Origin of the sequence: Rheinheimera mangrovi (assembly GCF_003990335.1) — a bacterium.
Taxonomy (GTDB): domain Bacteria; phylum Pseudomonadota; class Gammaproteobacteria; order Enterobacterales; family Alteromonadaceae; genus Pararheinheimera; species Pararheinheimera mangrovi.
On record NZ_CP034683.1, the window covers coordinates 1,290,922 to 1,304,083 of the forward strand.

Below are 13,162 nucleotides of genomic sequence, written 5' to 3' on the forward strand. Positions count from 1 at the left end.
CTATTTTGGTGCTAAAGGCTGCAAAATTTAACAGGACAATCAAGGTCTGGATCTGGCAGACTTGTTTCACTGTAATCAACACTGAAATCTGGGCTTTTGCCCATGTTGTAATAAATTGATCCCCAAAGGCAGATAATGCAACGAAGTGTTCACCCGTTAGTCAGGCGTCTGGCTGGATTTTTAAAACAATGGGGCTGGTTACAGTGTTTTTGCCTTTGTTTTATTTTATTACAGGCCTTCACCGGTGTAATTAGCGGTTTATATAGCCTGTTGTTACACGATATGGTGCTTTGGCCTATGGTGTTGGGGGCTTTGCTGTTTTCTGCCTCTATAACTCCGGCCTTTTTACTCAGCGGTTTTTATTTAGTCCGTCATCTGGATGAAGCGCTATTTTATTTGCAGGATTCGATACGGCAGGAAAAGTTGCTGAATCAGAATATGCAGGAAACCATTCGCCAACTGAACTTTGAAATTGAAGAACGGAAAAAGGCCTTTCAGGCGAAACGCCGTGCTGTAGATGAGTTAAGGCGTGAAATTACTGAGCGCCGCAAAACCCAGCAAGAGCTGGAAGAACAAAGTTTATTAATCCGTTCTATAGTCGACAGCTCGCCTGATTTATTCTACTACCGCGATGAAACTGGTCGCTTTGTCAGCTGTAATAAGATGTTTGAAGTCATAATGGGGAAATCGGCGAAAGAGTTGATAGGCCATTATCCGGCCGAACTCTATGATGCTGAATCCACTCCTATCGCTATTTTAACCGATCAGGAAATCTCCGCCAGCCGTGAAGAACTGACATTAGATGTGGATTATCAGACACCTGATGGCCGCACGTTGTGGTTTGAAATGCGCAAAGTACCATTTTTTGATAAACAAGGCCGCTATATTGGCTTGCTTGGGTTTGGCCGGGATATCACCTCCCGTAAACTCGCTGAACAGGCATTGGAAAAAGCTTATCAGGATAAAGGTAAGTTTATCGCCACCTTAAGCCATGAACTGCGCACGCCATTAAACGGCATAGTAGGGTTAACCCGGCGTCTGTTGGAAAGCCCTTTATCGACAGAGCAGCGGAGCTGGAGTAACACCATTTTTAGCAGTGCTGAAACGCTAGGTAATATTTTTAATGATATTATCGACTTAGATAAAATTGACCGACAAGATTTAGACATTGTTTATCAGTCGGTACAGCTTTGCGACTTTGTGCATGATATCTGTAATTTTGCCCACTTAATCTGTCAGCAAAAAGGTTTAACCTTTATTGAACCTGAAGCAGTACCTGATCAGCTGTATGTTCGTCTGGACCCTACCAGGGTGCGGCAGGTGTTATGGAACTTAATTAATAACGCAGTGAAATTCACAGCCCGTGGTTCTGTGCAGCTTGGGGTTTCTTTAAGCACTGATAATCCACCAGAACTTAGTTTCAGTGTCACTGATACCGGGATAGGTATTATCGAAGCTGAGCAGCAACGCATTTTTGATATGTACTATAAATCCAGCGACGGCAGGCGTTTAAGTATTGTTGGCTCGGGCATAGGTTTATCTGTATCGCGGGCCTTAGTTGAAGCGATGTCCGGTCATATCAAACTTGAAAGCACTGTGGGTAAGGGCAGTATTTTTATTGTGTCTTTGCCTGCACAACTGACCTCCGCTCCTGTCGCAGTGCCGCAGGTTGTGTATCCAGCTTTAACTGTCTTGCTGGTTGAAGATGTGCCATTGAATGCTGAAATTGCTATTAATTTGCTTGAGCAACGGGGGCATCAAGTGATTCTGGCGGAAACAGGCGAAGATGCGTTGGCCCTGCTTGATACTGAAGACGATATAGATCTGGTGCTTTTGGATATGCAGCTCCCGGATATGTCTGGCGATCAGGTCGCACGATTTATTCGTGCTGAATCTGCGTTAGCCAAACTACCTATAGTGGTATTAAGTGCAAACGTGCGTAAGGCTGAGCAGCAGTTAAGAGATGTTCGGGTGGATGGGGCTCTGGCTAAGCCTATTAATACCAGCATGCTGGATCAGATTTTACACCAGTTGTTCGGTGCTCCGGCGCCGAAAGAGGTCTCAGCTGCAAAAGCTCATGATCAGCAAATTCTTGACCAACAAACGCTAGACGATTATCTGCAATCGCTAGGCAAAGTGACCATGTTACGCAGCGTACAGTTGTTTGTGCAGTTGTTACCGGGTTACATCAATAAGATGATGGAAACGGCAGTACAGCAGGACATCAATGAGTTTCAGGAGGCGGCACATAAGCTGAAGGGCGCAGCTGCTTCTGTCGGATTATTGTGGGTGCAACATCAGGCAAAATTAATGGAGCAAGCAACTGAACTGCAGGGCATGGAAAAACAGTTAATCAATTTCCACATAACAATAGAGCGGCATTTGGCCGCTCTTGAGGAATATATCGAAGCCTGGGTTTGACCCGTCAAACATCTTATTGGAATTATAGAAGGCCAGGTTGTAGGGGCTTGCCCCTGCCCGTCCGTCTGTAGCGCGGTATCATTAGAAGGGCGGCGATAAACCCTATCCGGCATCGGATTGGAATTTGAGACGGGCGGGTACAAGACCCGCCCCTACGGGATTATTTCTCTAATTTACCAACGAAGCGGTAACCTTCACCGTGAATGGTGCTGATCAGCTCTGGGCTTTCTACGTCAGATTCAAAATGCTTACGGATACGGCGAATGGTGACATCAACAGTTCTGTCGTTTGCTCTGAGCTCGCGACCTGTCATATGACGGATCAGTTGTTCACGGGTGAAGATTTTACCCGGGCTGTCCAGCATTAAACGTAAGGCACGGTATTCACCTTTAGGTAAACGACGTGATTCTCCTTCAGGAGATGTCAGATTGCGGCTGTTTTCATCCAACACCCAACCATTAAATTTCACAACACTTTTATGCTCTTCCACTACAGGTTGAGATACGGTGCGGTTTAACAGGTTGCGGGCACGAATAGTCAGTTCACGCGGGTTAAAAGGTTTGGTCAGGTAATCGTCAGCGCCAATTTCCAGACCTAAAATGCGATCGACTTCACTGTCTCGTCCGGTCAGAAAAATCAGACCTACGTTTTCTTTCTGGCGTAATTCACGTGCCAATATCAGGCCGTTTTTACCAGGTAGATTGATATCCATAACAATCAAATTGACTTTGTGTTCAGCCAGTTTTTGGTTCATTTCTTCACCATTCACTGCTTCAACCACATCATAGCCTTCGCCTTCAAACAGGCTGACCAGATTCAGTCGTGTTACTTCTTCATCTTCAACAATCAGAATAACAGGGGTCTGCATTATGCTTAAACCTTATGTGAACGTAGTTAAGTATTTGATTTGTATATTTTTAGAAAGAGTGTGACCTTTGGTCATTGCCTGCACAATTATATAGACCAGAGATTTTGTTAACAAGTGTATTTGTTAACAATTAGTGTTGCCTAATGTAAGTCGTTGAAAAACATCTCGTTGTTTATAAACATTATGCTATTTAGGGATCACAGGAAAATCGATTTGGATATCAATACCATGATCCAGAGAGCTCTCCAGCTGAATTTTCCCGTTTAAAGCCTGAGTTACTAGGTTATAGACTAAATGCATACCCAGGCCACTGCCGCCTTCACCTCTTTTCGTAGTAACAAAGGGATCAAATATACGTTTTTTAATATTCTCAGGCACACCAGCGCCATTATCCTGATAGTGCAGGTAACAGCGGCTATGAGCTAAGGTGACGCTGATAGTCATGGTGCCTTGTTCTATATGTTCAAAAGCATGAATAAGGCTGTTCATAATAAGGTTTATTAAAATCTGACTGATTGGTCCTGGTTTACTCTCCAGTTCAAGGTGTTCATCGCAGTGCAGCACCACCTGGTGTTGAGTTTTTTTCAGGTTCGGGCGCAGTGACAGCAGCACTTCATTCAGCAACTGGTGCATATTGAAGTATCTTCTGTTGTCGTTGGATTGATCGACTGCAACTTGTTTGAAGCTACGGATAAGGTTAGCGGCACGCTCAAGATTACGGTAAATAATGCCCAGGTTTTCGGCGCTGTCACTCAAAAACTTTGCCAACTGATTAGATGTTAACTTCTTGTCGTCAAAAGCTTTTTGTATTTCAGCCAGCTTATCCTGCATTAAGGTTGAAGCTGTAACACCAAGGCCTATAGGTGTATTCACTTCATGAGCTACACCAGCAACCATCTGACCTAAACTGGCCATTTTTTCGGTTTCAACGATTTGATTCTGATACTGGTGCAAAGTAGATAAGGTATTGAGTAAGTCCTGATTTGAGGTTTTCAGGGCCTGTGTCCTGTCATTGATTTTTTGTTCTAAATCCTGGTTCAACTGGCGTATTTCACTTTCGGCACTACGTAGTTTAGTGATTTGCTGCTCAGTTCTGTCCAGCATGGTATTTACTGCGCGACCAAGATTATGGAACTCGGTGATTTCCATGGGAGGCACCCGAATTTGATAGTCTTTTTCTTTGGATACTTTTTGCACCAGTGTTAATAAGCTATACAGTGGCTGAGTAAAGCGCCGTTGTAGTCTGTTGGCGATAATAAAAGCACCAATTAAAGAACAGAGTGCAATTAAAATATCGAACAATACCCGGTTTTGTACATAACGGCTTAGTTCATCCAGGCTGGCTCGAATATAGACATAACCTATTAATTTACCATCTGATTCTATTTTTTTAGTCAGCTCCATCACCCCATCTCCTATGGTGGCGTTTTGATACTGCTCTACTTTATTAAACTGAGTGGGATAGGGGCCAACATCTCTTCTGTTGTAACTGGCGAAAAAATTCAATTCGCCGTTTTCCTGCAATTTATAAATGTGAATGTTATGCAGACGTGATTCAGCAGCAAAAGACGCCAGACGTCTGTCTTCTACTTCTGAGTCATCAATTTCGATGGAACCTACAGCGTTAAAGGCAATAATGGCAGCATAAGAGTGCAGTTGTTCAGACAGATTTTTCTTCTCAGCTTTAATATCCTGCAAGGTGGCTATGGTTAATGAAATACAAAGTGTGATGCTGCATATCAGCATTACAACCCATATCAACGCACCTTTGATTGAACTCGCTTTTAACGCTGGACCCATCAATACTTCCGCCATCCGTCAATCTGTTATTGAAGCTATAATATTGAAGTTACACGCATTTGCAAACTTTCACCAGTGAGGCCACTGACAAAAAAATAAAACAGGTTTATAGTTGTCGCACTTGTGATGCGGAGGACAAACCATGGACTTATGGGATAACTACAAAACGAGTGTTTTTTTGTGCCATCAACCTCTGGGTGACCAAATTAACTTTGCTATCATCAGTGCACAAAATCCTTGCGGACATCTGCAAACCCCCTCCAGAAATTTATTACTCGACACTCATTTCGCCAATACCCTCGATAGCATGAACGTTCCTTACCGTGAAATAGTGGGGTGTTCGCCAGATTTGCGGTTCCAGGAAAAAAGCTGGGCCGTGCTTTGTGATAAAAGCAAAGCTGTAAAGCTTGCTATTATGTTTGAACAAAACGCTATTTATTGGGTTGAACAGGGTAAGTTATTTTTGGTGCCGGCCTTATTGCAGCAGGATGAGGAATATTTGGGAGAGTTTCATCCACGCCAGATAGTGTTGAGCTGATAGCAACAGCTAGTCTTTCAGAACCTGTAGTATTGGCTCTATTTTCTGGCCCAAAGCGTATTCAAGTTTCAGACGTTTTATCTTTTGTTTATGCGCTTCATCTGCGTCTGCAGGCACTGTCAGAAACTCTTTAAAATCAGCTACACAGATACACAACATGGCAGGTTTTGCCATGTTGTCCAGTTGGCCTAAACGGTAGATCTGATGAGGACAGGCCAGAATACGTTCCGGTGATTGAATACAGTCAGCCAGAGTTGCGGTGCTAAAAGTTAAAGTAGCTATCACGACCCATAACTGTCTCATCAGTACATCCTTTTATTTGTGGTTCTTTTTACAATAATAAACCACAAAACCGTCACGACGACCAAGTTCTTTTACCTGACCAAAAATTTCAGTTAACAGAGCCACATAAGGCAAATGTACGTTAGCCACTAAAGTCAAAGTACCACCTGGTTTTAACTCATTAAAAGCATCACGGAAAAACTGCTCACTAATATGGTAGTCGGTTTTTAAACCTGTATGGAAAGGTGGATTGCTGACAATATGGTCATAAGCTGCGCTGCGCGACGGAATACCATCAGCAGCTATGGTTTCGCCAGGCAGCTTGTTGGCTTTTAAAGTGGCCGCTGTAGAACTGACCGCTAAAGTGCTGACGTCCGATGCAGTCAGTTTAATTTCAGGGTGTTTTTTGACTAAAAAGGCCCCAATAAAACCAGCACCACAAGCAAAGTCCAGTACTTTACCTTGTTGGATATGGTCTAAATGTTCCAACAATAAATTAGTGCCCAAATCCAGTTTGCCATGGTTAAACACGCCTGGCAGTGAACACAGCTTTAAGCTAATCCCTGCTTTTTCGATACTAAACTGATGAAACTCAGTGGCTTTTAGCTCGCTTTGTAACAAACCATCCAATTCAAACCATAAGCAGTGTTTGGCATTGTCATGTTTAAAAGCTTTTAACCCAAGCTTTTCAGCCTGATTCCCTAAGCTCTTAATTCCACCTTTGTTATCGCCAACCAGATAGACTTCGGTTTTATCGTTTAATACTGTTTTAATTTGGGCTAAAGAGCTTTGCAGCTGATCTTTGCTCTTCGGATAAAACAGCACCACTTTGTCGACAGTTAAATCTGCTGGCAAAGCATCGCCTAAATAACAAGGGCTTTTGCTTTGCTGCTGCCAGTTATTAGCAACAGCTATGTTTGAGGTTAAACAAAACAGCTCCAGCTCTGGTGCTTTTTGTTTTAATTCAGCGGCCAGACGGTCGGCCACAGGCTCTACCAGTAGCACTTTGCCTGATAAAAAATCAATATTGCGCAGCAACAGCTGACTGGTATTGTCCAACATATTAACTTTCCTTCCTGAACATTAAATCCCAAACGCCATGGCCTAAATTGACACCACGGTTTTCGAATTTAGTCAGAGGTCTATGATCAGGGCGTGGCACATAGTCATTGGTTTCTGACAGGTTGCTGTAACCTTCGGCAACTTTCATCACTTCCAGCATATGTTCAGCATAGTTTTCCCAGTCAGTTGCCATATGAAATACGCCACCGATTTTTAACTTACGGCGTAATAACTGGGCAAACTCAGCCTGCACTATACGTCTTTTATGGTGACGTTTTTTATGCCATGGATCAGGGAAAAACAGCTGTACTGTGCTTAAGCTGTTGTCGGCAATAGAGTCATTTAAAATTTCGATGGCATCGTGTTCAAACACCCGCAGGTTTTTAACGCCTTCAGTTTCGGCTTCACCTAAACAAGCGCCTACACCTGGTTTATGTACTTCGATACCAATAAAGTCTTTATCCGGCGCGGCTTTAGCCATTTGCACTAAAGATTTGCCCATACCAAAACCAATTTCCAGCACTAAGTCGGCTTCACGGCCAAACACGGCATTCATATCGTAAGGCGTGGCCTGATGTTCAAGACCCATAGTTGGCCAGAATAAATCTAAACTGCGCTGCTGGCCTTTGGTCAGACGACCTTCCCTTAAAACAAAGCTACGGATACGGCGCAGGTATTTGTTTTCCTGAAGCTCATCGTCCTGTGGCTCTGTGTTTGGTTGTTCCGGGTGGGTCATCTTGGTCTCCAAAAAATGTGATGCAGCCTGCTGCTGCATTAAGTGCTATCGAATGCGGAGCGTATTATCCTTGTTCTGTCGCTAATGCTCAACCGCTAATCTTGATTCAACAAAAACAGCAAAAATGCTAGGCTATACATCGTTTTGAATTATTGAACCTGAGTAGTGATAGCAGTGCTAACTTCTGAGTATTTAACTTGCCCTGATCTTTTTGCTGATACTGTGGTCGACTGGCAAAAAACCGATGGCCGTAATGCCTTGCCCTGGCAACAAGACCCCAGCCCTTACAGAGTGATGGTCAGCGAACTGATGTTGCAGCAAACTCAGGTCACTACAGTGATCCCGTATTTTCAGCGCTGGATGCAAAAACTGCCTGATATTCATGCGTTAGCTGCAGCGGACACCGACACTGTCATGGCGTTATGGCAGGGCTTAGGTTATTACGCCAGAGCCCGTAATTTGCATAAAGCCGCTAAATACATAGTGCATGATTTAGGCGAGTTTCCTTTTGAATTAAAAGACTTATTAACCATTCCTGGTATAGGCCGTTATACAGCTGGGGCTATCCGCTCTTTTGCCTACGATGCTTATGGCCCTATAGTGGATGGCAATGTAAGACGTTTATTCTGCCGTTTATTTGGTATAGAAGGTGTGCCAACCACTTCTGCAGTGGATAAAAAGTTGTGGGCTTTGGCCGATTTATTAACGCCAAAACAAAACAACAGGCGTTTTGCTCAGGCTCTGCTGGACTTAGGCGCTACGGTTTGCAAACCCAAGCAAGCTGACTGTTTAAGTTGCCCGCTTCAAACACAGTGTGTGGCTTTTAATACAGGCAGGGTAGCAGAGCTGCCAACTGCTAAACCTAAGAAGACCACTCCAACCAAAGCAGGGCATTTTTTGTGGATAGAACAAGACAATAAACTCTTGCTGCAAAAAAGGCCGGATTCCGGAATTTGGGCGGATTTATGGTCTTTACCCCAGGTAGATGAAAGGGCAGAAGCTTTGTCGCAAGCCAAACTGCAAGGCCAATTTCAACATGTGTTTTCGCATTACAAGTTAGATGCTTCGGTTTGGCATCCGGTGTCAGGTGTATCCGAGCCTGCAGGCAGCAGTTGGTATAACAAAGAGCAGGTGATGGAGATTGGCTTACCAGCCCCTATCCGCAGCTGGATTGAAAAAAACTGGCTGAATAAAAGCTAACTGCTTGCGATGAAGTCGTTTACAATATCGGCCTTTTTAAAAGCTAAGCATTGAGGTGAAGAATGTCCCGTCAGGTATTTTGTGTTTATTTGCAAAAAGAAGCAGCAGGTTTAGATTTTCAGCTGTACCCGGGGGAGCTTGGCAAAAAAATCTTCGACAGTATCAGCAAAGAAGCCTGGGCTTTATGGCAGTCGAAACAAATTATGCTGATCAACGAAAAAAAGCTGAATATGATGAATCTGGAACATCGTAAATTGCTGGAAGAGCAGATGCAGCAATTTTTATTTGAAGGCAAAGAAGTACAGATCGAAGGTTACGTACCTAAAGCCAATTAAATCTTTCGGATAGAGTGAACTGCTTCTGGTGCAGTTCACTGCCTTTCTTTATAATTCGCATTAGAAAAATTAATTAAATACCTGTCATTTCTGAGGTCGCGGACTATGGCTCGGCGCTTACCCCCATTAAATGCGTTAAAGGCTTTTGAAACTGCGGCCCGTCATTTGAGTTTTACCAAAGCGGCTGAAGAGATGTTTGTAACTCAGGCTGCTATTAGTCACCAGATCAAAGCGCTGGAAGACCATTTAGGCTTAAAGCTGTTTATGCGAAAAAACCGCTCTTTGCTGTTAACTGAAGAAGGTCAGAGTTTCTTTTTAGACATTAAAGAAATTTTTTTGCAGCTGCATGAAGCGACTGAAAAGTTATTGGCCCGGGGTGCAAAAGGCTCGCTCACAGTAAGCTTGCAGCCAAGTTTTGCCATTCAGTGGCTGGTGCCACGTTTAAGTTTATTTAGTGAAGAGCATTCCGATATAGATGTACGGATTAAAGCGGTCGACTCAGACGAAGGTTCGTTAACAGACGATGTCGACGTGGCGATTTATTATGGCCGTGGCAACTGGCGTAATTTACATGCCGACAAACTGCACACTGAATATCTGCTGCCGGTCTGTTCACCTTTGTTATTAAACGGCAGCAAACCACTAAAAGATGTAGCGGATTTACGCCACCATACCCTGTTGCACGACGGTTCACGTCAGGCCTGGAAAGACTGGTTTGTTAGTCAGGGTATTAAAAACTTTAATGTGAATCAGGGGCCCATTTTTTCGCATACAGCTATGGTGTTGCAGGCGGCTATACATGGTCAGGGTGTGGCGTTAGCGCACAACGTAATGGCAAGGCCCGATATTAACTCAGGCCGATTAATAGTGCCGTTTCACCATGTATTGCTGAGTAAAGACTCGCATTATCTGGTATGCCGTGAGAATCAGACTGAGCTTGGTAAAATTGTCGCTTTCAGACAGTGGATGGCGAAACAAGTTGAGCTGGATCAGCAGGATTTTGCTGAACAACATTTTAATAATTCGACGCCGGATTAATTGATGCCAGAGCAATTAGCCTTATGCACCAAGCCTGTTGCCAGATTGCTGTTATCTCATGGCGCTGGTGCTCCGGTGCAATCAGAGTTTTGTACGCTTTTGGCAGAGCAACTGGCTAAGCAGCATATCGAAGTCTGGGGTTTTAACTTTGCTTATATGCAAAAGACGCTGGCAGGTACAAGACAATTGCCACCAAAAATGCCGGTATTAATGGCTGAACTGCTAGAACAGATACAGCTGATGCCAACAGATTTACCTTTAGTTATTGCAGGTAAGTCAATGGGCGGCCGTGTTGCCACTCTGCTTGCTGCATCTGACTTGGTACCAACGCAAGTGAAGGCGGGGATAGCTTTTGGTTATCCTTTTCATCCGCCGAAAAAAGATAGTTGGCGAACAGAACATTTTGTCGATTTAAAAAGGCCTGTATTAGTGCTGCAAGGAGAGCGTGATCCTTTTGGCAGCAGTGATGAGCTGGCAGGAAAAAGCTGGCCTTTGCTAGATATAAAGTGGCTACAAAGTGGCGATCATGATTTTTCGCCACTCAAGAAATCAGGTTTTAGCCAACAGCAGCTTATTGCACAAGCGGCTAATATCAGCAGGAGCTTTATTAATGAATGTATTCTGGAAAATTAACAGCAGCTTAGCGGCATTTTATGGCGCAGTGACTGTCGGTTCTGCCGCTGCATTAATGCATTTATGGCGTGGCACTATAGCTACAGACCAACTGGCTGTGCTGTTAAGTGCGGGTTTTATTTTAGCTTTTCATGCCGTGGCTTTATTGGCCTTATCGGCCTTTGACAAGCTGCAACAACAAAGCCCATGGTTAAGCCGCATCTGCGCTTGCGCCATGCAAATAGGGCTTTGGTTATTTGTTTATACTCTGGTAGCTGGTGTATTTAAGCTGCCTTTACATTTTTCAGCTTTGGCGCCTTTGGGTGGGCAGTTGCTAATTTTAAGCTGGCTGGCTTTAGCCATCAGCCCTTGGATCAGGAAATAACATGAAGCAACTTTTGTTGTATTGCCGTTCAGGTTTTGAAAAAGAATGTGCTGGCGAAATTCAGGATAAAGCGTCGCAGCAAGGAGTGTTTGGTTTTTGCAAACTGAGCAAAGACGCAGCTTTTGTCATTTTTGAAGCCTATGACAGTGATGCTTTGGCTGCGTTTTACCGTGACTATGACTTTACGAACTTAATTTTTGCCCGCCAATGGTTTTTGCTGGTGGAGGATTTACTGCAATTAAACCCGGCTGATCGCATCACTACAGTGGTTGAATCGGCTTTGGCTGCAGAGTTATCGGCCTTTGGTGAGATCAGAGTGGAATACCCTGAAACCAATGATGGCAAAACTTTATCGACTTTAGCGCGTAAGCTCACAGTGCCGCTGCGTCAATCGTTGCGTAAAGCAGGCGTCTTACTGCAAAAAGAAAACTCCCGTGCCGCTGTACTGCATTTATTTCTGTTATCCGGTAGCAGCGCTTATTTGGGTATTTCTTACCCTGAGAATAACAGCCCGCTGGAAAACGGCATTATGCGGCTGAAGTTTCCATCTGATGCACCCAGTCGTAGTACGTTAAAGCTGGAAGAAGCATTTATTCAGTTTATTCCAAAAGACGAATGGGATAGCCGTTTAACCTCTGGTATGAGAGCTGTGGATTTAGGCGCTTGCCCAGGTGGCTGGACTTATCAGTTGGTCAAACGCAGTATGATGGTGACTGCTATAGACAACGGCATGATGGCGCAGTCTTTAATGGACACTGGCCAGGTCAAACACTTTCAGGTCGATGGTTTTAAATTCAGCCCAGATAAGAAAAACGTGTACTGGCTGGTCTGCGACATGATTGAAAAACCTCAGCGTGTGGGGCAGTTGGTTTGTGATTGGCTGATCAACGAGTGGTGTCAGGAAAGTATTTTTAACCTGAAACTGCCAATGAAAAAGCGCTACGAAACTGTGGTTGAAGTGCTGGAGATGATGCAGCAAAAGTTAGACGAAGCAGGGCTGGATGTAGAGTTTCAGGCCAAACACTTGTACCACGACCGCGAGGAAGTGACAGTGCATGTGCGTAAGTTTTAAATCAGCTGATTAAAATTCAAATTACAGAGAGCAGTGCAAACACTGCTCTCTGAACAAGCTGATAACCCATCAAACATAAGGCTTAACTAAGCCATCATAATCCATCACTTTTTGCACCGCGGGGCGGGCTAATACTTTTTGTACCCAGAGGGCTATAAAAGGGTAATCGCGGGCTTTTTTATCGTCGAAGTGACGGGTCCAGCGGCATAACATCATGGCGTAAATATCTATTAGTGAAAACTCTTCACCTAAAAACCATGGGCTGCAATGGCTGGCTAAATGTTTGTCCATTTGTTCCAGCAAGCCTTGGGCTTTTTGCTGGGCATGACGTTTTACATCTGCTGTGGTTTGCTCCGAACTTACCCAGCGCTCTGGATAAAAATACACTACTAAAGTGCTTTGTAAGGTGGCAGATAACCAAATCAGCCATTTGTAAGCTTCGGCGCGTTGAAGAGTGCCGGGGGCTGGGAATAAGTTCTTTTCTGGATGGCAGTCGACTAGATGCAGGCAAATAGCTGCAGTTTCAAAAACAACCTGACCCTGATCGACTAAGGTTGGAATAGTGCCATTAGGGTTTAACGCCAGATAGTCAGCTTTTTTATGTGAGCCTGTTGCTGTGTCTGTTAATACCAGCTCATAAGGTACAGATAGTTCTTCCAACAGAATATGGGGCGCCATGCTGGCGGTGCTTGGTGAATAGTACAACTGGTACATCGATATAACTCCCCGAAATTAAAAAGTGTTAATCACAAAATCTAAGCTGAACTCTCTGCGCAGTTTTCTAAATTGAACCAGTCGCAGATATAAAAAAAC

General features: G+C 44.0%; 14 protein-coding genes. 8 read left to right on the forward strand and 6 right to left on the reverse strand.

The genetic code is table 11. The features are described 5' to 3' along the window. The first annotated feature begins 135 nt into the window (after positions 1-135). On the forward strand, positions 136-2,421 hold the full coding sequence (locus EK374_RS05830) for an ATP-binding protein (RefSeq protein WP_127021008.1): 2,286 nt from the start codon (positions 136-138) through the stop codon (positions 2,419-2,421). A gap of 160 nt (positions 2,422-2,581) precedes the next feature. On the opposite strand, the gene arcA is transcribed toward EK374_RS05830, so the two are convergent. After that, positions 2,582-3,289 carry a two-component system response regulator ArcA gene (gene arcA / locus EK374_RS05835; protein ID WP_127021010.1) on the reverse strand — a complete coding sequence of 236 codons (708 nt, stop codon included), beginning with the start codon at positions 3,287-3,289 and terminating at the stop codon, positions 2,582-2,584. A gap of 186 nt (positions 3,290-3,475) precedes the next feature. After that, positions 3,476-5,089 (reverse strand): HAMP domain-containing sensor histidine kinase, encoded by a 1,614-nt coding sequence (locus tag EK374_RS05840; RefSeq protein ID WP_127021012.1) that lies wholly within the window; start codon positions 5,087-5,089, stop codon positions 3,476-3,478. Positions 5,090-5,231: 142 nt separating this feature from the next. On the opposite strand from EK374_RS05840, the gene EK374_RS05845 reads away from it, so the two are divergent. Then, entirely contained in the window at positions 5,232-5,627 is a 396-nt protein-coding gene (locus EK374_RS05845; protein WP_127021014.1) for a DUF3293 domain-containing protein, read from the forward strand. Positions 5,628-5,636: 9 nt separating this feature from the next. Here the strand turns inward: EK374_RS05845 and EK374_RS05850 are convergent, their stop codons facing one another. From EK374_RS05850 to trmB, 3 genes are read right to left on the reverse strand one after another with little or no spacing between them, the layout of a single operon-like run. Continuing rightward, on the reverse strand, positions 5,637-5,930 hold the full coding sequence (locus EK374_RS05850; protein ID WP_127021016.1) for a hypothetical protein: 294 nt from the start codon (positions 5,928-5,930) through the stop codon (positions 5,637-5,639). 12 nt (positions 5,931-5,942) lie between these two features. Beyond that, positions 5,943-6,971 (reverse strand): class I SAM-dependent methyltransferase, encoded by a 1,029-nt coding sequence (locus EK374_RS05855; RefSeq protein WP_127021018.1) that lies wholly within the window; start codon positions 6,969-6,971, stop codon positions 5,943-5,945. Position 6,972: 1 nt separating this feature from the next. Further along, the gene (trmB, locus tag EK374_RS05860) at positions 6,973-7,707 is read right to left on the reverse strand and encodes a tRNA (guanosine(46)-N7)-methyltransferase TrmB (RefSeq protein ID WP_127021020.1); all 735 of its coding nucleotides are present in this window, start codon (positions 7,705-7,707) and stop codon (positions 6,973-6,975) included. Positions 7,708-7,881: 174 nt separating this feature from the next. On the opposite strand from trmB, the gene mutY reads away from it, so the two are divergent. From mutY to rlmM, 6 genes are all read left to right on the forward strand, one after another. After that, entirely contained in the window at positions 7,882-8,907 is a 1,026-nt protein-coding gene (gene mutY / locus EK374_RS05865) for an A/G-specific adenine glycosylase (protein ID WP_127021022.1), read from the forward strand. A gap of 62 nt (positions 8,908-8,969) precedes the next feature. Further along, a complete protein-coding gene (locus EK374_RS05870; protein ID WP_127021024.1) occupies positions 8,970-9,242 on the forward strand; it encodes an oxidative damage protection protein in 273 nt (90 codons plus the stop codon). Between the two features lie 105 nt (positions 9,243-9,347). Beyond that, complete coding sequence (locus tag EK374_RS05875) at positions 9,348-10,280, forward strand: transcriptional regulator GcvA (RefSeq protein WP_127021026.1); 933 nt, start codon at positions 9,348-9,350, stop codon at positions 10,278-10,280. 3 nt (positions 10,281-10,283) lie between these two features. Continuing rightward, complete coding sequence (locus EK374_RS05880) at positions 10,284-10,913, forward strand: alpha/beta fold hydrolase (protein ID WP_127021028.1); 630 nt, start codon at positions 10,284-10,286, stop codon at positions 10,911-10,913. Beyond that, on the forward strand, positions 10,891-11,277 hold the full coding sequence (locus tag EK374_RS05885; protein WP_127021029.1) for a DUF423 domain-containing protein: 387 nt from the start codon (positions 10,891-10,893) through the stop codon (positions 11,275-11,277). Before EK374_RS05880 ends, EK374_RS05885 begins: the two co-directional genes overlap by 23 nt. A 1-nt stretch (position 11,278) precedes the next feature. Next, entirely contained in the window at positions 11,279-12,349 is a 1,071-nt protein-coding gene (gene rlmM, locus EK374_RS05890) for a 23S rRNA (cytidine(2498)-2'-O)-methyltransferase RlmM (protein WP_127021031.1), read from the forward strand. 69 nt (positions 12,350-12,418) lie between these two features. Here rlmM and EK374_RS05895 read toward each other — a convergent pair whose 3' ends face one another. Continuing rightward, the gene (locus EK374_RS05895; protein ID WP_127021033.1) at positions 12,419-13,063 is read right to left on the reverse strand and encodes a glutathione S-transferase family protein; all 645 of its coding nucleotides are present in this window, start codon (positions 13,061-13,063) and stop codon (positions 12,419-12,421) included. Positions 13,064-13,162: the final 99 nt, after the last annotated feature.